This is a genomic window from Haloterrigena salina JCM 13891 (genome assembly GCF_000337495.1).
Lineage (GTDB): Archaea > Halobacteriota > Halobacteria > Halobacteriales > Natrialbaceae > Haloterrigena > Haloterrigena salina.
The window spans coordinates 1-24,650 of record NZ_AOIS01000045.1 but is presented as its reverse complement, the minus strand read 5'-3'; the positions used below and the strand labels follow the sequence as shown (position 1 = coordinate 24,650).

Genomic DNA, 24,650 nt, shown 5'->3' with positions numbered 1-24,650 from the left:
TCAAACCACCCACGCCATATTTACGCTGTGAGTCGGTACGGTGAAATATGGACGCTAGCACGTTGCGGGCAATCCACAGGTACGGGGCGATCGTCTCGCTCGTCGCGACCGTCGCGGGGGCCATCGGATTCGCCGTGAACGGAGCCAACAGCGCTCTCGGGTTATTCTTCGGATTCCTCGGGCCGCTCTGCGGGTTTTACTTCGGTGGTGCGGTCCTCTACGAGAAGCCGCGGTATCACATCCTGAGCGAGGAACTCCTCCGCGGCGTGGCCTGGTACTTCGGGAGCCTCGTCGGGTGGTCGGTCGTCGTCACGTCGTCGGCCGCCGTACCGGTGACACCGGCGACCGCGTTCGGACTCCCGGTACTCACGGCGCTCGGTCTGACCGTCGCGATGATCGCGATCCGACGGCGGACCGGTCTCGATCTCAAAGTGGAGACGAGAGACGGGCAACTGCTGATCGCGATCCTCGGCGGCGTCGTCGGAGGCTTTCTCGCCCTCTACCTCGTTCTGGCCGCGGGATACTCGCCGTGGCTGCTGGCGCTGTACGCGATCGGTACGATCGCCGGCGCGGCGTTCTGGGACCGCCGCTGGCGACGTCGTGGGGTCGCGAGCTAACCGGTCGATCCCGTCGCGTCGCCGTCCGAAACCGTCCAGTCCGATCGTCGAGCCGTCGCGTACGCGCGTTCGATCGCTATTCTACCGGTCGCCGTCGGCCGTCCGTTCGACGAGTCCGAGCAGGACGGTCCACTCGAGCAGTCGTCGGCTCGTTCGGTCTGGGCCGCCTCGCGGGGCCCGTTAGCCGTCTCACGCGAGACGGCTTGACACCCGTCGCGGACCGCGTCGACAGCATCCTCGAGGGATGAGCGCTCGTCGGCTCGCTCGAGAGCTTCGAGAACCGCGTCGGCGCCGTAGACGCGCTCTCGGAACGCCCCCGGAGCCCAGGGTCCGCAGATTCGAGTGACCCTATGGACGGCGATCGCCCGGTCGCGCGACGGTAGCCGGCCGACTCCTCGGTGACGAGGTCGAGCGCTCGCAGGAATACCAACCACGCCTCCGCCGCGTCGCGGGACTCGAGTCAGGTTTCGGCGACGAGATGCCCACAGCAGTCGTCGACGGCCCCGTCCGTCTCCGGGACGGCCTCGAGGATCGACACGACGGCCTCGAGATCGGTCGCAGTTCGGGAACCGGTTTGAAGCGCGCGGTCAGAGGTCGAAGGAGTCGACGAGCAGCTCCTCGTCGGTCTCGCCGTGGACGTAGGTCGGGCCGCCGACCACGTCGATCGTGACCTTCGCGGGCGCGAAGAGGTCGGAGGGGACCTCGGAGAACTCCCAGTCGAGATCGTCGAAGACCTCGCCGAACGGTCGGCCGTGGTCCTCGGCGGCCGTCGAGGGTACGTCGTCGAAGACGTCGGCGTCCTCGCGGACCGTGAGGTGGGCCGTGCCGCCGTAGGCGATGGCGTCGTTCGTGCGGGCGATCGCCGTCTGCTCGTCGCCGGTGACGGGAGCGACCGGCGCCCGGCCCGTCGCGGAGACGATGTCGAGCGGGTCGTAGCCCAGCTCCGAGAGGCGGAACGTCGCGAGCTCGGCCGCTCGAGCGGCGTTCGTAATAGAGCCGACGAGGCTCGCGGTCGGGTAGGCGAGCAGGAAGACGCTGCTGGGTTCGACCTCCGCGAGCTCCGCGACCTGTGCGGCGGCGGCCGCGGTCGGTTCCTGCTCGGTCTCGACGGCCAGCGCCGTCAGGTCGAACGCGTCCGTGTAGCCGACGCGGCGGAACTCCTCCTCCTCGGCGACCAGTGCCCGCGCGGGGCCGCTACCGAGTCCCTCGAAGTCATCGGTGGTCAGCTCCCAGCCCGCCTTCTGCGAGCACAGCAGCGAGAGCGCCGGCTGGTCGGTCGCGAGCTGGACGTACGGAATCGGGGCGTCGCCGATCTCGCCTAAGTGGTGACTCGGCGTCGCCATGCCCGCCGTCTGGATCTCCGTCAGCAACAGTCCGGCCTCGATTCCGCCCTCGAACTCGAGGCCGAAGTCGAGGACCGTGGCCTCGTTGTCGAGGTCGTAGCCGCCGATGTTCAACTCCTCGGCGTAATCGAGGGCCTCGTCGACCAACTCGATCGCCATCCGGTTGAGACTTTCCATACCGACGCGTTCGCTCCCCGCCGTAAAACAGTTTGTTAGTTCGGAGCCGCGAGGGCGATCGGCGGCGCTACTCCGCCTCTGCCTCGTCCTCGCGTTCGTCCCAGTTCGTCGCCGGCCGGCCGAGGTGTTCCTCGACGGCCTCGACCTTCTGCTCGGCGGAAACGTCCCGAGACCGTTTGTCGTCGATCTTCAACACGGTGCTCACCCGGTCGCCGTCGACCGCCTCGTGGGCCGCCTGGGCGGCCGCGAACAGTTCCCCGACGTCGTTGGCTTCGATCACCGTCCCCATCGGGTTCGTCTCGTACTCGACGTCGTAGGCCTCGAGCGCGTCGACGGCCTTCGCGACCTCGCCGGACATGCTGCCCTCGATCACCGGTGCGACGCTCAGCAGTGCGATTACCGTCATTACCGGAAGCGTCGACGAGGAAGCCCCTAAATCCGTGCCATTCGCGGCGTCGCGACTCGAGGGGGCGCGAAAACCGAAACCGGACCGGTGAGAACAGTGACTGGGGCCTGTCGGGCGACTCAGTCCGCTCGCGGGTGCGGGGAGTCGGTCGGCGGGTAGATGATCACGTCGCCGTTCGCGTAGACGTACACCTCGTGCTCGAGGGCGGTGAAGGCGATGTGCCCGCCCGTGCGTTCGGTGCCGTCGGCCTTCTTGCTGAAGATGCGATCGAGTGCGTCGGGGTCGACGCTGTCGTAGAGGGAGAACTCGCCCTGGGAGACGTCGGTGTCCGCGATCGAGGCGAGCGCGTGGACGATCGTCGTCGTGATCGTCGCGGTGCCGTCGGGATCGTGGTTGAAGACGTAGCGGTCGTTGGTCTGGTCGTACTGCAGGTCGTCGGCGTCGGTGGTTGAAAGTTCAGTTTGCATAGGAGGTCTCGGAGATCAATCGTCTATTGATTCGTAGTTACTCGGAGTATAAAAGCCAATCGCAGCCAATATTGGTAAACGAACGCGACTAAACACCCGGAGAATAGCTCAAACACCGTTATTCTCGACTACGTATGACAGTCGAGTACGGGAACTAGTCGCAGAACCGATACCGAGACGGCGGCGACGTAAGAGCGAATTACTCGCCACTGAGCGACCGATCCCGTGTCTAATCGTTGATTGCCGACGATTCTCTCCCGACGGGGATCGGCGAGCGACCGAGCAGCGACGGAACAGCGGAAGGATTCACTCGGTTCCGAGTCCTAGTGTCGATAGTGCCGCGCGAAAAATGACTCCGAGCGATTGTCGACGCGTGACGTCGGTCGCCACCGCGCTACGCCGGTTGCCGGTGGAACGACTCGAGGATGTCGAGTCCGCGCCGGGTCTTGGCGAACGCCGCGATCGGTCGTTCCGACCCGCAGTGGTCACACCGGAACCGGTTTCCGGGCGCCGGGAGGGCGGCCGGATCGGCGGTCCACTGTTCCCCGCAATCGGCGCATTCGAGTCGAATCCAACCCTCTCGCATACGCGTGCCAGTACGTAATCTATCGACTTAATCTTACCTCGGGTCCGAACAGTCGATGCCGCCGCTGGCGGCTTGCCATCGCCGTCCACGAACGTATTCCGCCGCGTGCCCGATGGCGACGTATGGCTACTGGTTCGACCGACGACATCGAGGCGGCCCTCGAGGAGTTCGGCGACGACCTTCCCGCCGAGGTCGACGAGGCAGCGATCAACCGCATGCAAACCGTCGCTCGCGCCCTTGACGAGGGATTCCGCCTTCCGGGGACGAACTTCCGGTTCGGACTCGATCCGATCGTCGGGATCCTCCCCGGCGCCGGCGACACCGCGACCGCGCTCGTCTCGCTGTACATCGTCGGCGAGTCCGCCCGCATGGGCGTCTCCCAGTCGACGCTCCTGCGCATGCTGGCGAACATCGCCGTCGACACCATCGGCGGCTCGGTTCCCATACTCGGCGTCATCTTCGACGCCTTCTGGAAGTCCAACAAGTGGAACGTCAAGCTAGCGATCGAGGAACTCGCAGACTCGAGCGACGGGTCGGAATCCGGACCGGAAACCGTCGTCATCGACTAACGACTTGAGTCTACGGGTTCGCGCCGCTCTTCTTTACCGGCTGACGCCATCGCGTCTGCATCTCGAGACGAGTAACAGACGGTAGGTGATATACGCTTCAATGAATCGCCGACTAGCAATACGCTTCGCAGTCGCTCGCGGAAGTAATTCGGAGAAGTGCGCCGGCGGGGAGTCGACCCACGCCCGAGAACCTGCTCGCTAACGCTCGCAGAACCTCGGTCTGATTCAAATCCAGAACGACGTTTCGCTGAACAGACGACTCGCTTCGCTCGTCGTTTTGGATATCGAAAAATGCGCTGGCGGGGATTTGAACCCCGGTTGTGACCATGGCAAGGTCACGTGATACCACTACACTACCAGCGCGCACACGTGCACTCGGTCTCGAGTACACTCGAACGGATGGACCACGATCACTTATAAATGTCGAAAGCGAGAGTGTCAAGCCATCTAGCTTCGGTAGTGGGGGAGGGCCTCGAGAGTGGCTACAGAAGCTATACTGGTCGAATCGCGGTTGACATCCGACATCCGTTCCCACCGCTCGAACTCGAACGAGGGCTTCGAGTGAGATACTCGCACCGCGACGGAGCGTTCCGGGTGGGACGATCGGAGCGACGTGCTGACTGAAATGGAAACTGCGTCCGAGGACCAGCTCGCTTCGCCCGTGGGAATTGAGAGAAGTGCGCCGGCGGGGAGTTGACCCACGGGCAGACGATCGCCTCGCGTCGCTCGGCGCTGCGACCGCCCTGATTCAAATCCAAAACGAGTTTCGCTGGACAGACGACTCGCTTCGCTTGTCGGTGTTGGATATCGAAAAATGCGCTGGCGGGGATTTGAACCCCGGTTGTGACCATGGCAAGGTCACGTGATACCACTACACTACCAGCGCCCTGCTACACTTACACCTACACCGGGATGGATGTATAAGGGTTGCGAATCGACCCGATATCGGTAGGGAGACACACGCGTTCGACCCCGATGCCGGGTTGCGAAATCGGACGACGGGCCAGCGGGGCTCACGGCTCGCGTTCGTCCGCCGCCGGTAGTGTCACCGCGAACGTCGCCCCCTCGCCGGGCTCGGACTCGAGACGGATCTCGCCGCCGTGGCGCTCGACGATCCGCTCGCACAGCGCGAGTCCGATGCCGGTACCGTCGTGCTCGCCCCGGGAGTGGAGGCTCTCGAACACCTCGAAGATCTCGTCGGCGTCGTCGGGATCGATCCCGATCCCCTCGTCCCGGACGGCGATCTCCCAGCGGTCGTCCCTGCCCGCGCGTCGCCGGGCGGAGACGTGAACGCGCGGCGGGTCGTCGCCGCTGTACTCGTGGGCGTTCTCCAGGAGGTTCTGGAACAGTTGGCGCAACTGATCGCGGTCGCCGGTCACGCGCGGCAGTTCCTCCACGGTGATCTCGGCGTCCGTTTCCTCGATCCGGACCTGGAGATCCTCGAGGACGTTTTCGAGAACGCCGTCCAGATCGACGGGTTCGAACGGATCGCCGCCCGTCTCGACGCGGGAGTACGCCAGCAGGCCGTCGATCATGTCGCGCATGCGCTCGGCGCCGTCGACCGCGAAGTCGATGAACTCCCGGCCGTCCTCGTCCAAGACGTCCGCGTACCGGCTCTCGATCAACTGGAGATAGCTCGAGACCATCCGCAGGGGTTCCTGCAGGTCGTGGCTGGCGGCGTAGGCGAACTGCTCTAATCGCTCGTTTGACTCCTCGAGTCGATCGATCAGCTCCTCGAACCGCCGCTCGCGTTCGACCTGTTCGGTGATCTCCTGTGCGAGGCTCAGCCCGGCGAAGATCTCGCCGTCGGCGTCCCGTAGCGGCGCCGCCCAGATCTGCCAGTGATCGCCCTCGAACGTGATCGTCGTGCTGTCGGTCTCGCCGTCCTCGATGGCGGCCCGGTACAGCGGGGCCAGTTGTCTGCTGACGTCGTCCGGAAAGACCGCCGACATTCGTTCGCCTTCCATCTGTTCCGCCTCGGGCAGCGTGTCGCCCAGGACCGCGCCCTCGATCAGCGTGTACCGGAGGTTCTCGTCGTACACGCCGACCGCGCCGTTCGGGAAGTGCTCGGCCAGCGTCCGGTAGCGGCGTTCGGACTCCTCGAGCTGCCGTTCGCGGCGTTTCAGTTCGGTGATATCCGAGATCGCCCCGTCCAGTCGGACGGGGGTGCCGTCGTCGTACTCGACCTCGCCGCGGGCGGCGATCCACACGAGGTCGCCGTCCGCGTTCCGAACGCGGTATTCGGCCTCGAGTTCGCTGGTCTCTTCGACGGCGCGCTCGAGTCGCTCCCGCGTCCGGGCCCGGTCGTCCTCGTGGATCGATTCGTAGAAGGCGTCCATCGGCGCGCCGTCGGCGACCAGTTCCGGATCCATGCCGTAGGTCGACGCGAAGTAGTCGTCGGCGGTGACGACGTCCTCCCGAACGTCCCAGGTCCAGATCCCGACGGACGCGGCTTCGGTCGCGACGTCCAGTTGCGTTCGGACCGTCCGTAGATCCCGCTCGCGCTCCCGTTTCTCGGTGATGTCCCGAACGAGGCAGATGAGTTTGCCGTCGTCGGTCTCGGTCAGCGAGTGCTGGGAGAGGAAGGTAGTGCCGTCGCTGCGCACGCAGGTCGTCGTCCCAGACCACTGTCCCTCCGCCGAGATACGCGGCAGAATGTCGTCGGCGAAGCGGGACGGACCGGCTTCGATCCCGAGGTCGTCCCAGTGTTCGCCGATCATCTCCTCGGGCTCGTATCGAAGCGTTTCCGCGTACGCGTCGTTGACGTAGATGAACTCGCCGTTCTCGTCTAACAGGCTGATCCCTTCGCGGGCGGCCGCAAGCGCCCGTACCACGCGTCGCCGCTCCTGCTCTCGGCGCTTCCGTTCGGTGATATCCCGGACGACGCCGATCTCCTCCTGTCGACCGTCTGCCGTCCGTCGCGTCGCGAACGTCCCCTCGACGGGAACGCGATCCCCGTCGGCCCGCTGCAGTTTCGCTTCCATGGCCGGATTCTCGGCAGTCGACTCCCCCTCGTTACCCGTCGTCAGTCGCTTTTTCGACTCCTCGATCGCGGCCTCGTCGACGACGAGGGAGGCGTGTTCGCCGACCAGTTCCTCGCGGTCGTAGCCGGTCATTCGAGCGTACGCCTCGTTGACCATCGTGAACCGGCCGTCCTCGCCTTTCACGTAGATCCCGTCGGACATCGTCTCGACGATCGTCTCGCACTTGGCCAGCTCCCGTTCGCGTTGCTTCCGCTCGGTGACGTCGCGACCGATACCGGCCAGGACGCGCTTCCCTTCGGGATTTTCGAGTCCGACGGCGACGAACTCGTAGGGGATCCGCTCGCCGTCCGTGGTCAGCAGTTCCACCTCGTGTCGCGCGCTTCCGGCGCTTCCGGTTTCGAAGACCTCCTCGATTTCCTCCGCGGTTCGCTCACGGTCTTCCTCGACGATGAACTCCAGGGGCCGCATCGATTCGATCTCCGCGTCAGTGTAGCCGGTGACCACGTTCAGCGTCTCGTTCCACCGCTGGAAGGCCCCCGTCTCGTCGACGACGTAGAACACGTCGTCGACCGCGTCGAGGATGCCGTCGGTGTACTCCGTGTATCGCTCGAGTCGCGCCTCGCGCTCGCGCAGGCGTCGGTCCTTTGCTGCGCGGCCGATCGCTCCCGCGATGACGTTCGCGACGCCGCGGAGGAACGTCGCGTCGCGCTCGGAGAACGTCCGCTGGTCGCTCGAGTAGACCCCGAGGACGCCCCACGGCTCGCCGCCCGAGCCGACGGCGACGCTGATGCCGCTGGTAACGTCGTGACTGGCGAACAACTCGGTGTCGAAGACGGCCCCGTCGTATCGTCGGTCCTCGACGATCACCGGATCGTCGGTGCACAGCGTGACGCCGACCAGCGATTCTCGACCCGCGGGGACGGTCGCCGATCCGACGACGCCCGAACGCCAGCCGACGCCCCCTCGCAACGAGGCCGCGTCCCTGTCCGGGTGCATCTCGAGCACGCCGCAGTACTCGGCACCCAGCGCGTCGCTGACGGCCGCGGCTGCGTCGTCGATCAGCCCGTCGAGGTCGGCCGGTTCCAGCGCCCGCTGGCTGAGTTCCGCGACCACCTCCTGTTGCCGAATTCGGCTCTCGAGTTCCGCCTCGGTCGGGGAGGGCGATTCCATGCTACCGTGACCGTGTGTGACATAGCGGTAAAATTCCTCGGAATGGGTCGTTCGGCCCGCCGCGGTAACGCTTCGCTGCCCGCGCGCTCGCGACGGCCGTCGAAGACGTGTTGACAGTTACCTATCATCGACGATGAGTGTGTGCCCGCACGGCACGAATTCGGGGGTGTGAGGCGTTATCAGCCGCAATCGAATCCGCTATCCTTTTAAGATCCCCTCCGCAAGACATCGCTACAGTCTAGTGACGCGGCGCCGAAGCGTTTCGGCATGACCGTCAGCGTACTCGTTCCGTCGTCACTCTCCCGGGAAGCCGAGGACAAACGCGAGGCAACTCGCAAACTCGGATACGTCGCCCGCGCGGCGACGATCTTCCGGGCCGATCGCCTGATCGTCTACCCAGACCGGGACGGCGAAACCGGGCGATTCGACGGCGGGTTCGTAAGCACCGTCTTGCGGTACGCCGCAACGCCCCCCTACCTCCGCAACGAGGCCTGGGGGATGCGGGACGAACTGGAGTACGCGGGCGTCTTGCCGCCGCTCCGCGCCATGTCACAGACCGGCTCCGAATCTACCGGTTCGGGGTCGTCAAGACAAGGGATCGTGACCGAGGTCGGACCTGAAGGGCGCGTCCGGGTCAATTGCGGACTGCAACACCCGATCTCCCTCAACGTACCGCCGAAAATGGCGGTCGACGAGGGGGAGCGCGTGACCGTCAGGATCTCTTCGCGACGACCGGTCCGGGCGAAGCTCGTCGACGAGCCCCTTCCGGGGCTTTCCGTCGAGCGGACGGACCTGCAGACAGCACTCGGCCGTGAGGACGCCGGCGTCCGCATCGCGGCCTCCCGATTCGGTGAAGAGCTCACCGTCGGGCGGCTCGGGACGCTGGCCGGACGTATCGAGGGTGACGGGATGACCGTCGCCTTCGGCGCGCCCGAGAGAGGGCTGCCTGCTATCCTCGGAATCGAGGCATCGGCCATCGAAGCGTCGTCGGGACAAGGCGACGTGATCGAACCGTCGTCCGACCGGGACGACGCAGCCGATGACGGAGTCGAACCCACAGCCGATCCGGGGTTCGACCTCTGGCTAAACACGGTTCCGGACCAAGGGAGCGAGGTCGTGCGAACGGAGGAGGCTCTGTTCGCTACCCTCGCGCCCCTCTCACTGAGAGAGTGATAGAATGCCACAAGCAAATTCACCACGCAAAGGCTCACTCGGGTTCGGCCCACGAAAGCGTGCGACCAGCGAGGTCCCGCGCTTCAACTCGTGGCCGGACGACGAAGGACAGCCGACGCTCCAGGGTTTCGCGGGCTATAAGGCCGGCATGACCCACGTCGTCATGGTCGACGATAAAGCGAACTCGCCGACCGAGGGGATGGAACAGACCGTCCCCGTGACGATCGTGGAGACGCCGCCCATGCGCGCCGTCGCTCTGCGAGCGTACGAAGAAACGCCGTACGGCATGAAGCCGGTCACCGAGGTCTGGACCGACGAGTTCGTCCCCGAACTCGATCGCGTCCTCGACATTCCCGGTGATGACTACGACACCGACGCCGCCGAAGACGAGCTTCGCGGCCTCCTCGAGCAGGGACGCGTCGACGACGTTCGCGTCATCACGCACACGGTTCCGTCCGAGATTCCCTCGGTCCCCAAGAAGAAACCGGACGTGATGGAGACGCGCGTCGGCGGCGGTTCCGTCGAGGACCGCGTCGACTTCGCGCTCGAGACCGTCGCAGACGGTGGCGAGCACGTCATGAACGACGTCTTCCGCGCCGGCGAGTACGTCGACGCGAGCGGCGTCACGAAAGGGAAAGGGACGCAGGGTCCCGTCAAGCGATGGGGCGTCCAGAAACGAAAGGGCAAGCACGCCCGGCAGGGATGGCGCCGCCGCATCGGGAACCTCGGTCCCTGGAACCCGTCCCGGGTTCGGTCGACGGTCCCCCAGCAGGGGCAGACCGGTTACCACCAGCGGACGGAACTGAACAAGCGCCTCGTCGACATCGGCGACGGCGCCGACGCGACGGTCGACGGCGGCTTCGTCAACTACGGCGAAGTCGACGGACCGCACGCGCTGATCAAGGGCTCGCTCCCCGGACCACAACAGCGCCTCGTGCGCTTCCGTCCGGCGATCCGACCCGGAGACCAGCCGCGCCTCGATCCCGAGGTCCGGTACGTCTCCACCGCATCTAACCAGGGATAACACATGGAAGCAACAGTACGCGACCTGGACGGCGCCGAAGCGGGCTCGGTCGAGCTCCCGGCGGTCTTCGAGACCAACTACCGCCCGGACCTGATCGCCCGCGCCGTTCGCGTCGCCCAGGCAAACCGGAAACAGGACTACGGCGCCGACGAGTTCGCCGGCCTCCGTACGCCGGCCGAATCGTTCGGTAGCGGCCGCGGGATGGCCCACGTCCCCCGACAGGAAGGACGCGGTCGCCGCGTTCCCCAGACCGTCAAGGGACGCAAGGCCCACCCGCCGAAAGCCGAGAAGGACCAGTCCGAATCGATCAACACGAAAGCAAAGAAGCTGGCCGTCCGCAGCGCCATCGCTGCGACGACCGACGCCGAGCTCGTCGCCGAACGCGGCCACGAGTTCGATGGTGACCTCGAACTGCCCGTCGTCGTCGACGACGAGTTCGAGGACCTCCAGAAGACCCGTGAGGTCGTCGACTTCCTCGAGGCAACGGGCCTCGCGGACGACATCGAACGCGCAGACGAGGGTCGCAGCGTCCGTTCTGGCCAGGGGAAAGCCCGCGGCCGGAAGTACAAGACGCCGACGTCGATCCTCTTCGTCACCTCCAGCGAGACTGGCCCGTCCCGCGCGGCCCGGAACCTCGCCGGTGCCGACGTGACGACGTCCGCGGAAGTCAACGCGGAGGATCTCGCGCCCGGCGCACAGCCGGGTCGACTGACCGTCTGGACCGAGAGCGCACTCGAGGAGGTGGCCGACCGATGAGTTCGGTCATCGAACACCCCCTCGTGACCGAGAAGGCGATGAACGACATGGACTTCGAGAACAAGCTCCAGTTCGTCGTCAACCCGGACGCGTCCAAACCGGAGATCCGCGACGAGATCGAAGAGCGCTTCGAGATCTCGGTGCAGGATATCAACACGCAAGTAACGATGAAGGGTAAAAAGAAAGCGATCGTCCGCCTCGACGAGGAGGACGACGCACAGGAAGTCGCTTCGCGAATCGGGGTGTTCTGAGAATGGGACGACGCATTCAAGGACAGCGACGCGGTCGCGGGACCTCGACGTTCCGTGCCCCTTCGCACCGCTACAAGGCGGAACTCGAGCACAAGAAGTCCGAGGACGACGACGTCGTTCGCGGGACGGTCGTGGATATCGAACACGACCCCGCGCGATCGGCTCCCGTCGCCGCAATCGAGTTCGAGGACGGCGACCAGCGCCTCGTCCTCGCGCCGGAAGGCATCGGCGTCGGCGAGGAGATTCAGGTCGGCGTCTCCGCGGAAATCAAGCCGGGTAACACGCTCCCGCTCGCGGAGATTCCGGAAGGGGTCCCGGTCTGTAACGTCGAAGCCAACCCCGGCGACGGCGGTCGGTTCGCCCGCGCGTCGGGCGTCAACGCAGACCTGATCACCCACGACCGCAACGCCGCGGTCATCCAGCTTCCCAGCGGCGAGGTCAAGCGCCTCGATCCGCAGTGTCGAGCCACCATCGGCGTCGTCGCCGGCGGCGGCCGCACGGAGAAGCCGATGGTCAAGGCAGGGAACAAGCACCACAAGATGAAAGCTCGGGGCACCAAGTGGCCCCGCGTCCGCGGTGTCGCGATGAACGCCGTCGACCACCCGTTCGGTGGTGGCGGCCGACAGCACCCCGGCAAACCCAAGTCCGTCTCGCGGGACGCCCCGCCGGGACGGAAGGTGGGTGACATCTCCTCGCGTCGTACCGGCCGAGGTGGAAACAAATGAGTCAGGAGTACCGAACCGGCCGCGAAGGTGAGTTCACCTACCGCGGTCACACGCTCGAGGAGCTGCAGGCGATGGAGCTCGAGGAAGTTGCGGAACTGCTCCCCGCTCGCCAGCGGCGAAGTATCGAACGCGGTCTCTCCGTCGAGAAGCAGAAGCTGCTCGAGGAGGCCCGCGAGAAAGAAGAGGAGGAGACGGCGAACGCGCCGATCCGAACGCACCTGCGGGATATGCCGATCCTGCCGGAGTTCGTCGGGCTGACCTTCGAGGTCTACACCGGCCAGGCGTTCGAACGCGTCCGCGTCGAGCCCGAGATGATCGGTCACTATCTCGGCGAGTTCCAGCTGACCCGCACGTCCGTCGAGCACGGACAGGCCGGGATCGGCGCGACTCGATCCTCGAAGTTCGTCCCACTGAAGTGATCATCGTATGGGAATCAACTACTCAGTCGACGCGGACCCGGACAAGACCGCGAAAGCGATGCTCCGGGAGCGTCACATGAGCAACAAGCACAGCAAGGAGGTCGCTCGCGCGATCAAGGGTCGCACCGTCGAGGAGGCCCAGGAGTATCTCCAGAGCGTCATCGACGAAGAGCAGTCGGTTCCGTTCAAGTCCCACAACGCCGGTGCCGGTCACCGATCGGACATCGACGGCTGGGACGCCGGTAAGTACCCCGAGAAGGTCTCGGGGGAGTTCCTCGACCTCCTCGAGAACGTCGAGGCCAACGCCGACCATCAGGGATTCGACGGTGCCTCGATGGAGATCGTCCACGTCGCCGCCCACAAGGTCGGCGAGTCCGTCGGCCGCAAGCCCCGTGCGATGGGGCGGGCGTCCTCGTGGAACACGCCGGAGGTCGACGTCGAGATCGTCGTCGAGGAAGTCGACGAAACAACGGAGGACGATAGCTAATGGCTGACGAACACCAATTCATCGAGAACGGCCTGCAGCGGTCCCAGATCGACGAGTTCTTCCAGGAAGAGCTCGGCCGCGCGGGCTACGGTGGCATGGACGTCGCCAAGACGCCGATGGGAACCCAGATCGTCCTCAAGGCCGAGAAGCCCGGGATGGTCATCGGCAAGGGCGGCGAGAACATCCGGAAGGTCACGACGGCCCTTGAGGAGAAGTTCAACCTCGAGGACCCCCAGATCGACGTCCAGGAGGTCGAGGAACCCGACCTCAACGCGCGGATCGTCGCGGACCGACTGGCCAACGCGCTCGAGCGCGGTTGGTACTTCCGCAAGGCCGGTCACACGACGATCGACCGGATCATGGAAGCCGGCGCGCTCGGCGCCGAGATCGTCCTCTCCGGGAAGGTCACCGGCGCCCGATCGCGCGTCGAGAAGTTCAACCGCGGCTACATCAAGCACAACGGCGAGCCCGCCGAAGAGGTCGTCGACCACGGTCAGGGCGTCGCGGTGATGAAACTCGGCACCATCGGTGTCGACGTCAAGATCATCCCGCCGGGAGCCGAACTCCCCGACGACTTCGAGATCCACGAAGAGATGGACCCCGAGGAGCTCGTCCCCGATGCCGTCGAGGCCAACGAGGCCGAGGGCGTCGAGGAACTCCTCGAGGGCGAACCCGAGGACGCCGAGGCCAGCGCCGAGGACGCCGAAGCCTCGGCCGACGAAGCCGCCGAGACCGAACCCGAAATCGACGAGGAATCCGTCGAGGAAGTCATCGAGGAAGAGGTCGCTGGCGAGGACGAGGAAGACGTCGAGGTCCCCGACGAGTCGCCGATTGAAGAGGACCTGGACGAACTCGAAGAGGACGTCGAAGCCGAGGCTGAAGAACTCGTCGCCGAGATGGACGAGGAAGCCGACGCCGACGCTGACGCGGACGAAGACGAGGGAGGTGACGCCTGATGGCGATTCTCCACGTCGAAGAGATCCGCGACATGACGCCCGCCGAACGGCAGGAGGAGCTCGAGGAACTCGAGACCGAACTGCTGAACCAGAAGTCCGTCCTCGCCGCCGGTGGCGCCCCGGAGAATCCGGGCCGCATCGGCGAGCTCGGTCGCACCATCGCGCGGATCAAGACGATCCAGCGTGAAGAGGGCGACCTGGACGAAGCCGACGAATAACACACAGATGCCACTGACACCCGAGACACTGCCGCGACACGAGCTCAACGGACTTCCCGTCCGCGTCGTCGAGAGCGACGACGCCTCCCGGGAGGGTCTCGAGGGGCGGGTCGTCATCGAGACGACCAACACCCTCTCCGTAGAGGTTCGTGAGAACGGTGAGTCTCGGGTGGTGATGGTACCGAAATCGGGCTCGACGTTCGAGTTCGCGATCACAGATGACGCCGCCGACCTCGAGAAGGGGTCGGGGACCGCGTCCAAACTGGCCGACACTCAACCTGCAGCGGCGGACGAATCGTCCGCCCCCGCAGACCGAGCTGGCGGCGATGCCGCCAGTTGTCGTGGTGACGATCCCTCGCGGGATCGCCACCACGCTGCCGGCGAGGGCGTGGCCTACGTTACGGTCGATGGATTGCGGCTGCTCTCACGACCCGCCCGACGCACGGAAACGAATGGTGACTCACCATGGCAATAGGACTAGACGTTGAAACCCCTCCGGAACCAGAGAACCCGGAGGAATACGACTACGAGAAGTGTCCGTTCTACGGCGAGCTTCCCGTTCGAGGGCAGATCCTCGAGGGAACCGTCGTCTCGACGGACATGGACAAGACCGTAGTCGTCGAACGAGAGTACGACGTAGCGGTTCCGAAGTACGACCGCTACATGAAGCGACGCTCGCGCATCCCGGCTCACGTGCCGGGCGTGCTCGAGCCGCTCTCGGTCGGTGACACGGTCAAGATCGCAGAGACCCGACCACTGTCGAAGACCAAATCGCACGTGGTCGTCGAAATAACCCAGGAAGCGACCGCGGAGGACGTCGCCGACCTCACCGGCCAGGCCGAACCCGAGCCGGAGCTGTCGGCCGAGGACTTCGCGGGCGAAGACGAGGGTGATCAGTGATGGAGGCGATGAAAGCCGACGTCACTCAGGGACTCAAGAAGGGATCCCTGATCACGTGTGCCGACAACACCGGCGCGCGCGAACTGAAGGTCATCAGCGTCTCGGGCTACCACGGCACCAAGAACCGCCAGCCGAAGGCGGGACTCGGTGACAAGGTGACCGTCTCGGTCACGAAGGGTACCCCCGAGATGCGCCGCCAGGTTCTCGAGGCAGTTATCGTCCGCCAGCGGAAGTCGATCCGCCGGCCCGACGGCACCCGCCTCAAGTTCGAGGACAACGCGGCCGTCATCATCGACGAGAACGAGGAGCCCCGCGGGACGGAGATCAAGGGGCCGATCGCCCGCGAAGTCGCAGAGCGCTTCGGAGCAATCGCCTCTACGGCGACGATGATCGTATAGATATGAGCGAACAACCATCTAAACAGCGAAATCAGACGGAGCGTGCACCGCTGCACAAGCGACAGAAGCAGCTTCACGCGACGCTGTCCGACGAGCTCCGAGAGGAGTACGACACCCGTCGAACCCGCGTCAACGCGGGCGACACGGTCGAGGTCATGCGCGGCGACCACGCCGGCGACGAAGGCGAGGTCCTGCGCGCGATCCTCGAGGACGGAACGATTCACGTCGAAGACGTGACGGTCGAGACGGCCGACGGCGAAGAGGTGCCGCGACCGCTCGACCCGTCGAACGTCCGTATCACGGAGCTCGACCTCGAGGACGAGCGTCGCGAGGCACGCCTCGAAGGTGATAGCGAATGACGAAACACCAGAAACGACTGTCCGTACCGAAGTCCTGGCCGGTCGAGCGCAAGACGGAGACGTTCACGGTCAAGGCCGGCGCCGGTCCGCACGGCGAAGAGGGTGTCCCCCTCGTCGTCTTGCTGCGGGACGTCCTCGGCTACGTCGACTCGAAGAAGGAAGCACGATACGCCCTGAGCGAGGACGCGATCCTCGTCAATGGGGAGCCGATCAACGACGAGAAGCGACCGATCGGCATCTTCGACATCGTCGCGTTCCCCGGTCGAGAGGAATACTTCCGCGTCTTCCCCGACGAAGGCGGTCGGCTCGCGCTGACCGAAATCGACGAGGACGCCGCCGGAAGCCGCCTCGGCAAGATCGAGGGCAAGCAGCAGGTCCCCGGCGGGGACACGCAGCTGACCCTCCACGACGGGACCAACGTCCTCGTCGAGGACGGCAGCGAGTACGAGACGACCGACTCGATCGTCGTCGACAACGACGACAAGTCGATCGTCGCCCACTTCCCGTTCGAGGAGGGCGCGCTCGTGACGGCCGTCCGTGGCAACCACGGCGGCAAGATCGGCGAGATCGACGCGATCGACATCACGCCGGGCAGCGGCCCGAACACGGTCGGCGTCTCCACGGACGACGACGGATTCGAGACGATCCAGGAGTACATCGTCGTGATCGACGAGAACTTCACGGGTGATGACGAATGAGCGAAGCTGACGCCGGCGAGTTCCACGAGATGCGCGAACCGCGCGTCGAGAAGGTCGTCGTCCACATGGGCGTCGGTCAGGGCGGTCGAGAACTCGGCAAGGCCGAGGACATCATCGAAGAGGTCACGGGTCAGGAAAGCGTCCGGACCCAGGCGAAACGGACCGAACCCGACTTCGGCATTCGCCAGGGCGACCCGATCGGCACGAAGGTTACCCTTCGCGACGACGACGCCTACGACTTCCTCGAGACGGCACTGCCGCTGTCGAACATCTCGGCCAAACAGTTCGACGACACGGGCAACTTCAGCTTCGGCGTCGAGGAACACACCGAGTTCCCGAGCCAGGAGTACGACCCGAACGTCGGGATCTACGGGCTGGACGTCACCGTCAACATGGTGCGCCCGGGCTACCGCGTCTCCAAGCGCGACAAAGCCACCCGCTCGATTCCGTCGCGACACCGACTGACCCCCGAGGACGCGATCGCGTTCCTCGAGGCGAACTTCGACGTGACCGTCGAGGAGGCAGACGATGAGTGAAAGCGAAACCGAAAGCGACGTAGAAAACGAGCGCACGGGCGAGCACGCCGCAAAGCGCACCGGGCAGGAAGAGGCCTGCCAGCGCTGTGGCCGCAAGCAGGGGTTGGTCGGCAAGTACGACATCAACCTCTGTCGGCAGTGCTTCCGTGAGATTGCTCGCGACATGGGATTCAAGAAGTATCGATAACATGACTGGAAACGATCCACTCAGTAACGCGCTCTCGGGGCTCGACAACGCCGAGAGCGTGGGACATCTCACCCACGAGGTAACGCCCGCCTCGAACGAGATCGGCAGCGTGCTCGAGGTCTTCTACGACCGCGGGTACATCGACGGCTTCGAGTACGTCGACGACGGCAAAGCCGGTCAGTTCGAGGTCGAACTGAAAGGAGCGATCAACGAGTGTGGCCCCGTCAAGCCCCGCTACAGCGTCGGTGCCGAGGACTTCGAGAAGTGGGAGAAGCGCTATCTCCCCGCTCGAGACTTCGGTGCGCTCGTCGTCACGACGAGCAGTGGCATCATGAGCCACTACGAGGCGCGTGAGCAGGGAATCGGCGGCCAGGTGATCGCATACGTCTACTAACAATGCGAGTTGAACTGGAAACCCCTGACAACGTAACCGTCGAGATCGACCACCTCGACGTAACCGTCGAGGGACCGGAGGGGAGCGTCACGCGACGCCTCTGGTACCCCGACGTGAGCGTCGACGTCGAAGGCGACACCGTGGTAATCGAAAGCGAGTCCGAGGACGCGAAGACCAACGCGACCGTCGGCACCTTCGAGAGCCACCTCACCAACGCCTTCCACGGCGTGACCGAGGGCTGGGAGTACAAGATGGAAGTCTTCTACTCTCACTTCCCGATGCAGGTCCGCGTGGAGGGCGACGAGGTCGTCATCGAGAACTTCCTCGGCGAAAAGGCAGCGCGACGAACGACTATCCACGGTGACACCGACGTCTCCGTCGACGACGAGGCGCTGACGCTCTCCGGTCCGAACAAGGAGGACGTCGGCCAGACGGCGGCGGACATCGAGCAGCTGACGCGCGTCAGCGGCAAGGACACCCGCGTCTTCCAGGACGGGGTCTACATCACCGAGAAGCCCGCGACCGGAGGTGCCTGATAGATGGCAGACGAAGAACCACAGGAACTCGAGGACATCAGCGGCGTCGGCGCGAGCAAGGCCGACGCGCTGCGCGATGCCGGTTTCGAGTCCATCGAGGACGTCAAAGAGGCCGACCAGGACGACCTGGCCAAGGCCGAGGGCATCGGGAACGCACTCGCCGCGCGTATCAAGGCCGACGTCGGTGACCTCGAGGTCACCGAGGAGACCGAGGCCGAGATCGAAGACGAGGGCGCCGAGGAAGAAGAGCCGGAAGAGGACGTCGAAACGGAGCTTCAGCCCCGCGGGCTGACCGAGAAGACGCCCGATCTCTCCGAGGAAGAACAGCGGCTGCTCAACCGCCGCAAGAGCGAGGGCAAGCCGCAGTTTAACCGACAGGACTACCACAAGAAAAAGCGGACGCCTGAATCCTGGCGCCGACCCCGCGGCACGCTGTCCAAGCAGCGCCGCGGCATCAAGGGCAAGGGCCCGAAGGTCCAGGCCGGCTACCGAACGCCGAAGCCCGTTCGGGGCAAACACCCCAGCGGCTTCGAGGAAGTCTACGTCGAGAACACGGACGACCTCGAGGGCGTCGACGGCGACACCGAGGCGGTTCGGATCGCCTCTTCGGTCGGCGCGCGCAAGCGCGAACGGATCGAAGAACAGGCCGAGGACCAGGGCGTTCGCGTCCTGAACCCGACCTACGAGGAAGTCGAGGTGGAATCCAATGACTGATCTCTCCGCACAGAAGCGACTCGCAGCCGACGTCCTGGACGTCGGAGAGAACCGCGTCTGGCTCGACCCCGAAGCCCAGAGCGACATCGCCGAAGCGATCACTCGCGACGAGATCCGCGAACTCGTCGACGAGGGTCGCATTCAGGCCGACGACGCGAAGGGCAACTCCCGCGGCCGCGCTCGAGAGCGCAACGAGAAGCGCGCCTACGGCCACCGCAAGGGCCCGGGCAAGCGCCGCGGCAAGAAGGGCGCCCGCCAGAACGAGAAAGAAGAGTGGCAGGACAAGATTCGCGCACAGCGACGGAAGCTGCGTGACCTCCGCGACAAGGGCGAAATCACGCCCACGCAGTACCGCGAGCTCTACAAGAAAGCTGGCGGCGGGGAGTTCCGTAGCGTCCGGTACCTGATGAACTACATCGACGACAACTACGGTGACCAATAATGGCGACAGGACCACGATACAAAGTTCCGATGCGGCGTCGCCGTGAGGTCCGGACGGACTACCATCAGAGGTTGCGCCTGCTGAAATCGGGCAAACCGCGCCTCGTCGCTCGCAAGAGCAACAAGCACACTACGGCGCAGCTGATAACCCCCGGACCACAGGGCGACGAGACGCTCGCGAGCGCACACTCGAGCGATCTCGAGGAGTACGGTTGGGAAGCCCCCACGAGTAACATTTCCGCGGCGTACCTGACCGGCCTGCTGGCCGGCCAGCGAGCCGTCGAGGCCGGCGTCGAGGAAGCGGTACTCGACATCGGTCTCAACACCGCGACGCCCGGCAACAAGGTGTTCGCGGTGCAGGAGGGGGCCATCGACGCCGGCCTCGAGATCCCGCACAACGACAGTGTGCTCGCAGACTGGTCGCGTACCCGCGGCGAACACATCGCCGAGTACGCCGAGCAGCGAGACGAGCCGCTCTACAGCGGTGACTTCGACGCAACGGACCTACCAGAACACTTCGACGAGGTACGAGAGGAGATTCTCGAATGAGTGGAAACAACTACAACGACAGCGGATGGGAACCCGTCACCCGTCTCGGTCGGATGGTCCAGGAGGGCGACATCGACACGATGGACGACGCCCTCAGCTCGGGCCTCCCGCTGAAGGAGCCCGAGATCGTCGACCAGCTCCTCCCCGGACTGGACGACGAAGTGCTGGACATCAACATGGTCCAGCGCATGACCGACTCCGGACGCCGCGTGAAGTTCCGATGTGTCGTCGTCGTGGGCAACCGCGACGGCTACGTCGGCTACGCGGAAGGCCGAGACGATCAGGTCGGCTCCGCCATTCAGAAGGCGATCGGTATCGCGAAGCTGAACATGATCAAGGTTCCCCGCGGCTCCGGGTCGTGGGAGGACCGTTCGGACCGACCACACTCGCTGACCCGACGGACGACCGGCAAGGCCGGCTCCGTCGAGGTCGAGGTCATCCCCGCCCCCGAAGGGCTGGGACTGGCCGCCAGCGACACGGTTCGACACGTCCTCGAGCTGGCCGGCATCGAGAACGCCTGGACCAAGAGTCACGGCAACACTCGAACGACGGTCAACCTCGCGAAAGCGACGTTCAACGCGCTCGAGAACGCGTCCCAGTCGCGTCACCCGCGACGGCGACCGAACCGAGAGGAAGCCGAGGTGAGTGAGTAATGAAGGCTGTTGTGCAGGTACGCGGTGAGGTGAACCGCCACGAAGACGTCGAAGACACGCTGCAGATGCTCAACATCCACAGCGTCAACCACTGTGCGCTCGTCCCCGAGACCGACACCTACACAGGGATGGTCCACAAGGTCAACGACTACGTCGCCCACGGCGAACCCGACGCCGAGGTGCTCGAGACCGTGCTCGAAAAGCGCGCCGAGCCCCTCGAGGGCAAGCAGTCCGACGTCGACGAGGAGTGGCTGGCCGAGAACGCCGACTACGACGACTTCGGTGCGCTCGCCGAGGCGCTGCTCGCCGAGGAGACGACGCTGCGCGAGCAGGGACTGTCGCCGACGTTGCGACTCCACCCCCCGCGTGGAGGCCACGAGGGCATCAAAAAACCGACGGCTGAGGGCGGTCAACTCGGAAAGCATACAACGGGGCAGATTAACGACCTGCTAGAATCGATGCGATAACCATGACGAGTAAAAAACGACGCCAACGCGGATCGCGCACCCACAGCGGCGGTTCCCACAAGAACCGACGCGGTGCGGGCCACCGCGGTGGCCGCGGCCGTGCCGGACGCAGCAAACACGAATTCCACAACTACGAACCGAAGGGGAAACACGGCTTCAAGCGCCCCCACGACATCCGCGAAGAGGTCGCGGAGATCGACGTCCAGAAGCTCGACGAGGACGCGATCCTCTACGTCGCCGAGGGGCAAGCCGAGGAGACCGACGACGGCTACGCGATCGACGTCCGTGACGTCGTCGAGGACGGCCACGAGGTCGACAAGGTGAAAGTCCTCGGTTCGGGACAGGTCCGCAACGCCCTCGAGGTGACGGCGGACGCCTTCTCGGACGCAGCCGAGGAGAAACTCGAGGCCGCCGGCGGCGAGGCGGTGCTCTCGGAACGAGGTCAGGAGGCTGACGCTGCGGACGAATCCGAAGCAGAAGCCGACGCCGAACAGGACGAGGAATAAAATATGGGATGGAAGGAAGCCGCCGAACCGGTCTTGACGCGGATGCCTACAGTGCGCCGTCCGGAGGGACACGTTCCCTTCAAGCGCAAGCTGACATGGTCAGCTGGCATCCTCGTACTGTACTTCTTCCTGACGAACATCGCGTTGCTCGGGGTTCAAAGCGGAGGAGCTACCGACCTCTTCGGTCAGTTCCGTTCGGTGCTGGCCGGCGAGCAGGGATCGATCCTGCATGTCGGTATCGGACCGATCGTCACCGCGAGCATCGTCTTGCAGTTGCTCGGTGGAGCAAACCTACTCGGTCTCGACACGGACGACCCGCGGGATCAGGTGCTCTACCAGGGGCTGCAGAAGCTGCTCGTCGTCATAATGACGGTGCTGACCGCACTCCCGATGGTGTTCGCCGGCGACTTCCTTCCGGCCATGCAATCGCTGAGTCTCGGCGGTCTCGAATTCAACCAGACGCAGGTCCAGGCGCTGATCTTCGCCCAGATCTTCATCGGCGGGATTCTCCTGCTGTACATGGACGAAGTCGTCAGCAAATGGGGCGTCGGGAGCGGGATCGGCCTGTTCATCATCGCCAGCGTGAGCCAGAGCCTCGTCACCGGGTTCCTGCGACCGACCCAGGGCGGGTTCTTCTACAACTGGTACCAGATCTTCACCGGCGAAATTCAGGTCGGCTCGCTGGTCTCCAGCGACGGGTTGATGACGCTGCTGGTCACCGACCAGGGCGGACAGCTCATCGCCTTGCTGACGACGCTGCTGATCTTCGGGATCGTCGTCTACGCGGAGTCCGTGCGGGTCGAGATCCCGCTCAGTCACGCCCGCGTGAAGGGCGCTCGCGGTCGCTTCCCCGTGAAGCTCATCTACGCGAGCGTCCTGCCGATGATCCTCGTTCGCGCGCTGCAGGCGAACCTGCAGTTCATCGGCCAGATCCTCGCCATGCAGGGTGGCGCCAACGGCGAAGGGCCGATCCAGCTGTTCGGCCAGGAACTCGCGTGGCTCGGCACGTACTCCAACGGCCAGCCCGACGGCGGGTTCTTCTACTACGTCGCGCCGATCTACTCGCCGCGCGACTGGATGTGGTTTACGGCTGACGTCGGCCAGGAGGCGTGGCAGGTACTGATCCGGATGTCCATCGACGTGGTGTTCATGGTCGTCGGCGGCGCAGTGTTCGCCATCTTCTGGGTCGAGACGACCGACATGGGCCCCGAAGCCACCGCCAAACAGATCCAGAACTCCGGGATGCAGATCCCCGGTTTCCGACAGAACGTCGGCGTCATCGAGAAGGTCATGGAGCGGTACATCCCGCAGGTGACCGTTATCGGCGGCGCGCTGGTCGGCCTGCTGGCCGTTTGGGCGAACATGCTCGGTACCATCGGCGGCGTCACCGGGACCGGCCTGCTGCTGGCCGTCTCCATCACCTACAAGCTCTACGAGGAGATCGCCGAAGAGCAGATGATGGAGATGCACCCGATGATGCGCGAGATGTTCGGCGGCGGCGACTGAGAAATACCTGCGGCCTTCTCCGTTATTTTCGACTCTCGAGAGCCATCTGTCCCGTTCTAGCCGACCCCGAGACGATGCGTAGCGGGATGACCGCTCGGCAGTTCCTCCGGCCCCAGAGCCGCGAACTCGAGGCTTACTCCCAACTCGTGCGTGACAGACTAAAGCCGTAGGACGCGCTCACGGACGGCCGTCCACAGAGAGGGGATTCGCAAAGTCCTACGCGTTGTCTGTGAAACGGCCGTTGGCGTCGTCGGTCCTCATCGACCGGTGTGATAGAAGTACTATCTTTACACCCCATATCCCATCTACCAGGAGTTCCTCTCTTTCGTGACCTATTGTCAGCAGTAATCGGGCGGTTTCGAAACGGAAGTAAATAGCTGCCGAGGCGTCTCACCTGCTGTCGCAAGGGCCGTATTTTTACCCCGAACTTCGTCTTACTCGGTCTACGGGATGACAACAGCGCAAGAGGTAGCAATCATCGGCGCATCGATGACGAAGTTCGGGCAACGCGAGGAGGAATGGATCCTCGAGTTGCTCGCGGAGGCCGGGCTGGAGTGCCTCGCGGACGCGGGTGCGGAGGCCGGCGACGTCGACCACCTGTACGTCTCNTGGATCCTCGAGTTGCTCGCGGAGGCCGGGCTGGAGTGCCTCGCGGACGCGGGTGCGGAGGCCGGCGACGTCGACCACCTGTACGTCTCGAACATGGCCAGCGGCGAGTTCGAGGGGATGACGGGCGTGATGAACGCCCTCGTTCACGACCTCGGCGCGATGCCGGCGTACACCCAGCGCGTCGACCAGACGAGTTCCAGCGGCGGCGCGGGGATCTACGCCGCCTGGCAGTCGATCGCCAGCGGCGCCAGCGACCTGACGCTGCTCGTCGGCGGCGAGAAGATGACCCACCGGACGACCGGCGAGTCGACCGACATCATCGCCTCGGTCACCCACCCCGCCGAGTACAAACACGGCGTCACCCTCNAGAAGATGACCCACCGGACGACCGGCGAGTCGACCGACATCATCGCCTCGGTCACCCACCCCGCCGAGTACAAACACGGCGTCACCCTCCCCTCCTTCGCCGGTCTCACCGCTCGGCACTACCTCGAGCGGTTCGACGCGCCTCGAGAGAGTCTGGCGACGGTCGCCGCCAAGAACCACGAGAACGGCGTCGACAATCCGAACGCCCAGTTCCAAAAGCAAGTCGCCGTCGACACCATCCTCGAGTCGCCGGTGATCGCGGACCCGCTGCGGTTGTACGACTTCTGTCCGGTCACCGACGGCTCGGCGGCCCTCCTGCTCTGTTCCGAGGAGACCGCGCGAGAGTACACGGACGACTACGTCGTCATTTCGGGCGTCGACGGCGCCACCGATACGCACGTCGTCCACGAACGGGAGGATCCGACCGTGATGGGCGGCGTCGTCGAGAGCGGGAACGGGGCCTACGAGATGAGCGGCTACGGTCCCGACGACATCGACGTCGC

The 24,650-nt window shown here is 65.0% G+C and carries 33 protein-coding genes and 2 tRNA genes; 28 read left to right on the top strand and 7 right to left on the bottom strand.

Going from position 1 to position 24,650, the window contains the following annotated elements; genetic code table 11:
* The first annotated feature begins 47 nt into the window (after positions 1-47).
* Entirely contained in the window at positions 48-617 is a 570-nt protein-coding gene (locus C477_RS12720) for a hypothetical protein (RefSeq protein WP_008894904.1), read from the top strand.
* A gap of 587 nt (positions 618-1,204) precedes the next feature.
* On the opposite strand, the gene mch is transcribed toward C477_RS12720, so the two are convergent.
* From mch to C477_RS12695, 4 genes are all read right to left on the bottom strand, one after another.
* Entirely contained in the window at positions 1,205-2,137 is a 933-nt protein-coding gene (gene mch, locus C477_RS12710; RefSeq protein ID WP_008894902.1) for a methenyltetrahydromethanopterin cyclohydrolase, read from the bottom strand.
* A 67-nt stretch (positions 2,138-2,204) separates the two neighbouring features.
* Positions 2,205-2,543: an MTH1187 family thiamine-binding protein gene (locus C477_RS12705; RefSeq protein WP_008894901.1), complete on the bottom strand. Its 339-nt coding sequence runs from the start codon at positions 2,541-2,543 to the stop codon at positions 2,205-2,207.
* Between the two features lie 119 nt (positions 2,544-2,662).
* On the bottom strand, positions 2,663-3,010 hold the full coding sequence (locus C477_RS12700; RefSeq protein WP_008894900.1) for a HalOD1 output domain-containing protein: 348 nt from the start codon (positions 3,008-3,010) through the stop codon (positions 2,663-2,665).
* A 394-nt stretch (positions 3,011-3,404) separates the two neighbouring features.
* Entirely contained in the window at positions 3,405-3,596 is a 192-nt protein-coding gene (locus C477_RS12695) for a DUF7836 family putative zinc-binding protein (protein ID WP_008894899.1), read from the bottom strand.
* A gap of 122 nt (positions 3,597-3,718) precedes the next feature.
* On the opposite strand from C477_RS12695, the gene C477_RS12690 reads away from it, so the two are divergent.
* A complete protein-coding gene (locus C477_RS12690; RefSeq protein ID WP_008894898.1) occupies positions 3,719-4,165 on the top strand; it encodes a DUF4112 domain-containing protein in 447 nt (148 codons plus the stop codon).
* 292 nt (positions 4,166-4,457) lie between these two features.
* On the opposite strand, the gene C477_RS12685 is transcribed toward C477_RS12690, so the two are convergent.
* From C477_RS12685 to C477_RS12675, 3 genes are all read right to left on the bottom strand, one after another.
* Positions 4,458-4,528 (bottom strand) — tRNA-Gly (locus tag C477_RS12685).
* A gap of 452 nt (positions 4,529-4,980) precedes the next feature.
* Positions 4,981-5,051 (bottom strand) — tRNA-Gly (locus C477_RS12680).
* Positions 5,052-5,178: 127 nt separating this feature from the next.
* A complete protein-coding gene (locus tag C477_RS12675) occupies positions 5,179-8,319 on the bottom strand; it encodes a PAS domain S-box protein (protein WP_008894897.1) in 3,141 nt (1,046 codons plus the stop codon).
* A 267-nt stretch (positions 8,320-8,586) separates the two neighbouring features.
* Here C477_RS12675 and C477_RS12670 point away from each other — a divergent pair, with 267 nt between their 5' ends.
* The 26 genes from C477_RS12670 to C477_RS12545 all read left to right on the top strand — a co-directional run.
* Positions 8,587-9,492, top strand: coding sequence for a putative RNA uridine N3 methyltransferase (locus C477_RS12670; protein WP_008894896.1), 906 nt, complete (start codon positions 8,587-8,589; stop codon positions 9,490-9,492).
* 4 nt (positions 9,493-9,496) lie between these two features.
* Positions 9,497-10,516, top strand: a complete 1,020-nt coding sequence (locus C477_RS12665; RefSeq protein WP_008894895.1) for a 50S ribosomal protein L3 — start codon at positions 9,497-9,499, stop codon at positions 10,514-10,516.
* A 3-nt stretch (positions 10,517-10,519) separates the two neighbouring features.
* Positions 10,520-11,272: a 50S ribosomal protein L4 gene (gene rpl4p, locus C477_RS12660; RefSeq protein ID WP_008894894.1), complete on the top strand. Its 753-nt coding sequence runs from the start codon at positions 10,520-10,522 to the stop codon at positions 11,270-11,272.
* Positions 11,269-11,523, top strand: a complete 255-nt coding sequence (locus C477_RS12655; protein ID WP_008894893.1) for a 50S ribosomal protein L23 — start codon at positions 11,269-11,271, stop codon at positions 11,521-11,523. The genes rpl4p and C477_RS12655 overlap by 4 nt, the downstream gene beginning before the upstream one ends.
* Before the next feature lie 2 nt (positions 11,524-11,525).
* A complete protein-coding gene (locus C477_RS12650) occupies positions 11,526-12,248 on the top strand; it encodes a 50S ribosomal protein L2 (RefSeq protein WP_008894892.1) in 723 nt (240 codons plus the stop codon).
* On the top strand, positions 12,245-12,667 hold the full coding sequence (locus C477_RS12645) for a 30S ribosomal protein S19 (RefSeq protein ID WP_008894891.1): 423 nt from the start codon (positions 12,245-12,247) through the stop codon (positions 12,665-12,667). Before C477_RS12650 ends, C477_RS12645 begins: the two co-directional genes overlap by 4 nt.
* Positions 12,668-12,674: 7 nt before the next feature.
* Positions 12,675-13,154 carry a 50S ribosomal protein L22 gene (locus C477_RS12640; RefSeq protein WP_008894890.1) on the top strand — a complete coding sequence of 160 codons (480 nt, stop codon included), beginning with the start codon at positions 12,675-12,677 and terminating at the stop codon, positions 13,152-13,154.
* Positions 13,154-14,110, top strand: coding sequence for a 30S ribosomal protein S3 (locus C477_RS12635; RefSeq protein ID WP_008894889.1), 957 nt, complete (start codon positions 13,154-13,156; stop codon positions 14,108-14,110). Before C477_RS12640 ends, C477_RS12635 begins: the two co-directional genes overlap by 1 nt.
* Entirely contained in the window at positions 14,110-14,328 is a 219-nt protein-coding gene (gene rpmC, locus C477_RS12630) for a 50S ribosomal protein L29 (RefSeq protein ID WP_008894888.1), read from the top strand. Before C477_RS12635 ends, rpmC begins: the two co-directional genes overlap by 1 nt.
* 7 nt (positions 14,329-14,335) lie before the next feature.
* Positions 14,336-14,803, top strand: a complete 468-nt coding sequence (locus tag C477_RS12625) for a ribonuclease P protein component 1 (RefSeq protein WP_008894887.1) — start codon at positions 14,336-14,338, stop codon at positions 14,801-14,803.
* Complete coding sequence (locus tag C477_RS12620; RefSeq protein ID WP_008894886.1) at positions 14,794-15,228, top strand: 30S ribosomal protein S17; 435 nt, start codon at positions 14,794-14,796, stop codon at positions 15,226-15,228. Before C477_RS12625 ends, C477_RS12620 begins: the two co-directional genes overlap by 10 nt.
* Positions 15,228-15,626, top strand: coding sequence for a 50S ribosomal protein L14 (locus C477_RS12615; RefSeq protein ID WP_008894885.1), 399 nt, complete (start codon positions 15,228-15,230; stop codon positions 15,624-15,626). The genes C477_RS12620 and C477_RS12615 overlap by 1 nt, the downstream gene beginning before the upstream one ends.
* Positions 15,627-15,628: 2 nt before the next feature.
* Entirely contained in the window at positions 15,629-15,985 is a 357-nt protein-coding gene (gene rplX, locus C477_RS12610; RefSeq protein WP_008894884.1) for a 50S ribosomal protein L24, read from the top strand.
* Positions 15,982-16,683, top strand: a complete 702-nt coding sequence (locus C477_RS12605; protein ID WP_008894883.1) for a 30S ribosomal protein S4e — start codon at positions 15,982-15,984, stop codon at positions 16,681-16,683. Before rplX ends, C477_RS12605 begins: the two co-directional genes overlap by 4 nt.
* Positions 16,680-17,219, top strand: a complete 540-nt coding sequence (locus C477_RS12600; RefSeq protein WP_008894882.1) for a 50S ribosomal protein L5 — start codon at positions 16,680-16,682, stop codon at positions 17,217-17,219. The genes C477_RS12605 and C477_RS12600 overlap by 4 nt, the downstream gene beginning before the upstream one ends.
* Positions 17,212-17,406 (top strand): 30S ribosomal protein S14, encoded by a 195-nt coding sequence (locus C477_RS12595; protein ID WP_008894881.1) that lies wholly within the window; start codon positions 17,212-17,214, stop codon positions 17,404-17,406. The genes C477_RS12600 and C477_RS12595 overlap by 8 nt, the downstream gene beginning before the upstream one ends.
* A 1-nt stretch (position 17,407) precedes the next feature.
* The gene (locus tag C477_RS12590) at positions 17,408-17,800 is read left to right on the top strand and encodes a 30S ribosomal protein S8 (RefSeq protein ID WP_008894880.1); all 393 of its coding nucleotides are present in this window, start codon (positions 17,408-17,410) and stop codon (positions 17,798-17,800) included.
* 2 nt (positions 17,801-17,802) lie between these two features.
* Complete coding sequence (locus tag C477_RS12585; RefSeq protein WP_008894879.1) at positions 17,803-18,336, top strand: 50S ribosomal protein L6; 534 nt, start codon at positions 17,803-17,805, stop codon at positions 18,334-18,336.
* Positions 18,337-18,339: 3 nt separating this feature from the next.
* On the top strand, positions 18,340-19,050 hold the full coding sequence (locus C477_RS12580) for a 50S ribosomal protein L32e (RefSeq protein WP_008894878.1): 711 nt from the start codon (positions 18,340-18,342) through the stop codon (positions 19,048-19,050).
* Complete coding sequence (locus C477_RS12575) at positions 19,043-19,492, top strand: 50S ribosomal protein L19e (RefSeq protein ID WP_008894877.1); 450 nt, start codon at positions 19,043-19,045, stop codon at positions 19,490-19,492. Before C477_RS12580 ends, C477_RS12575 begins: the two co-directional genes overlap by 8 nt.
* On the top strand, positions 19,492-20,040 hold the full coding sequence (locus tag C477_RS12570) for a 50S ribosomal protein L18 (protein ID WP_008894876.1): 549 nt from the start codon (positions 19,492-19,494) through the stop codon (positions 20,038-20,040). The genes C477_RS12575 and C477_RS12570 overlap by 1 nt, the downstream gene beginning before the upstream one ends.
* A complete protein-coding gene (locus C477_RS12565) occupies positions 20,037-20,693 on the top strand; it encodes a 30S ribosomal protein S5 (RefSeq protein WP_008894875.1) in 657 nt (218 codons plus the stop codon). Before C477_RS12570 ends, C477_RS12565 begins: the two co-directional genes overlap by 4 nt.
* Positions 20,693-21,160, top strand: a complete 468-nt coding sequence (locus tag C477_RS12560; RefSeq protein WP_008894874.1) for a 50S ribosomal protein L30 — start codon at positions 20,693-20,695, stop codon at positions 21,158-21,160. Before C477_RS12565 ends, C477_RS12560 begins: the two co-directional genes overlap by 1 nt.
* A 2-nt stretch (positions 21,161-21,162) precedes the next feature.
* Entirely contained in the window at positions 21,163-21,666 is a 504-nt protein-coding gene (locus tag C477_RS12555; RefSeq protein WP_008894873.1) for an uL15m family ribosomal protein, read from the top strand.
* Between the two features lie 3 nt (positions 21,667-21,669).
* Entirely contained in the window at positions 21,670-23,172 is a 1,503-nt protein-coding gene (gene secY, locus C477_RS12550) for a preprotein translocase subunit SecY (protein ID WP_008894872.1), read from the top strand.
* Between the two features lie 450 nt (positions 23,173-23,622).
* Positions 23,623-24,650: thiolase family protein (locus C477_RS12545; RefSeq protein WP_083870289.1), on the top strand; the 1,028-nt coding region annotated here is incomplete at its 3' end.

Bases quoted from the DNA above. Each gene is read 5' to 3' on its own strand.
- C477_RS12645 (WP_008894891.1), top strand. From the start codon at position 12,245: ATGAGTCAGGAGTACCGAACCGGCCGCGAAGGTGAGTTCACCTACCGC.
- C477_RS12600 (WP_008894882.1), top strand. From the start codon at position 16,680: ATGAGCGAAGCTGACGCCGGCGAGTTCCACGAGATGCGCGAACCGCGC.
- C477_RS12655 (WP_008894893.1), top strand. From the start codon at position 11,269: ATGAGTTCGGTCATCGAACACCCCCTCGTGACCGAGAAGGCGATGAAC.
- C477_RS12635 (WP_008894889.1), top strand. From the start codon at position 13,154: ATGGCTGACGAACACCAATTCATCGAGAACGGCCTGCAGCGGTCCCAG.
- C477_RS12670 (WP_008894896.1), top strand. From the start codon at position 8,587: ATGACCGTCAGCGTACTCGTTCCGTCGTCACTCTCCCGGGAAGCCGAG.
- rpmC (WP_008894888.1), top strand. From the start codon at position 14,110: ATGGCGATTCTCCACGTCGAAGAGATCCGCGACATGACGCCCGCCGAA.
- C477_RS12575 (WP_008894877.1), top strand. From the start codon at position 19,043: ATGACTGATCTCTCCGCACAGAAGCGACTCGCAGCCGACGTCCTGGAC.
- C477_RS12700 (WP_008894900.1), bottom strand. From the start codon at position 3,010: ATGCAAACTGAACTTTCAACCACCGACGCCGACGACCTGCAGTACGAC.
- C477_RS12620 (WP_008894886.1), top strand. From the start codon at position 14,794: ATGGCAATAGGACTAGACGTTGAAACCCCTCCGGAACCAGAGAACCCG.
- C477_RS12650 (WP_008894892.1), top strand. From the start codon at position 11,526: ATGGGACGACGCATTCAAGGACAGCGACGCGGTCGCGGGACCTCGACG.
- C477_RS12615 (WP_008894885.1), top strand. From the start codon at position 15,228: ATGGAGGCGATGAAAGCCGACGTCACTCAGGGACTCAAGAAGGGATCC.
- mch (WP_008894902.1), bottom strand. From the start codon at position 2,137: ATGGAAAGTCTCAACCGGATGGCGATCGAGTTGGTCGACGAGGCCCTC.
- C477_RS12665 (WP_008894895.1), top strand. From the start codon at position 9,497: ATGCCACAAGCAAATTCACCACGCAAAGGCTCACTCGGGTTCGGCCCA.
- C477_RS12640 (WP_008894890.1), top strand. From the start codon at position 12,675: ATGGGAATCAACTACTCAGTCGACGCGGACCCGGACAAGACCGCGAAA.
- C477_RS12585 (WP_008894879.1), top strand. From the start codon at position 17,803: ATGCGAGTTGAACTGGAAACCCCTGACAACGTAACCGTCGAGATCGAC.
- C477_RS12625 (WP_008894887.1), top strand. From the start codon at position 14,336: ATGCCACTGACACCCGAGACACTGCCGCGACACGAGCTCAACGGACTT.
- C477_RS12695 (WP_008894899.1), bottom strand. From the start codon at position 3,596: ATGCGAGAGGGTTGGATTCGACTCGAATGCGCCGATTGCGGGGAACAG.
- rpl4p (WP_008894894.1), top strand. From the start codon at position 10,520: ATGGAAGCAACAGTACGCGACCTGGACGGCGCCGAAGCGGGCTCGGTC.
- C477_RS12560 (WP_008894874.1), top strand. From the start codon at position 20,693: ATGAAGGCTGTTGTGCAGGTACGCGGTGAGGTGAACCGCCACGAAGAC.
- C477_RS12690 (WP_008894898.1), top strand. From the start codon at position 3,719: ATGGCTACTGGTTCGACCGACGACATCGAGGCGGCCCTCGAGGAGTTC.
- secY (WP_008894872.1), top strand. From the start codon at position 21,670: ATGGGATGGAAGGAAGCCGCCGAACCGGTCTTGACGCGGATGCCTACA.
- C477_RS12570 (WP_008894876.1), top strand. From the start codon at position 19,492: ATGGCGACAGGACCACGATACAAAGTTCCGATGCGGCGTCGCCGTGAG.
- rplX (WP_008894884.1), top strand. From the start codon at position 15,629: ATGAGCGAACAACCATCTAAACAGCGAAATCAGACGGAGCGTGCACCG.
- C477_RS12590 (WP_008894880.1), top strand. From the start codon at position 17,408: ATGACTGGAAACGATCCACTCAGTAACGCGCTCTCGGGGCTCGACAAC.
- C477_RS12675 (WP_008894897.1), bottom strand. From the start codon at position 8,319: ATGGAATCGCCCTCCCCGACCGAGGCGGAACTCGAGAGCCGAATTCGG.
- C477_RS12705 (WP_008894901.1), bottom strand. From the start codon at position 2,543: ATGACGGTAATCGCACTGCTGAGCGTCGCACCGGTGATCGAGGGCAGC.
- C477_RS12555 (WP_008894873.1), top strand. From the start codon at position 21,163: ATGACGAGTAAAAAACGACGCCAACGCGGATCGCGCACCCACAGCGGC.
- C477_RS12720 (WP_008894904.1), top strand. From the start codon at position 48: ATGGACGCTAGCACGTTGCGGGCAATCCACAGGTACGGGGCGATCGTC.
- C477_RS12605 (WP_008894883.1), top strand. From the start codon at position 15,982: ATGACGAAACACCAGAAACGACTGTCCGTACCGAAGTCCTGGCCGGTC.
- C477_RS12595 (WP_008894881.1), top strand. From the start codon at position 17,212: ATGAGTGAAAGCGAAACCGAAAGCGACGTAGAAAACGAGCGCACGGGC.
- C477_RS12565 (WP_008894875.1), top strand. From the start codon at position 20,037: ATGAGTGGAAACAACTACAACGACAGCGGATGGGAACCCGTCACCCGT.
- C477_RS12580 (WP_008894878.1), top strand. From the start codon at position 18,340: ATGGCAGACGAAGAACCACAGGAACTCGAGGACATCAGCGGCGTCGGC.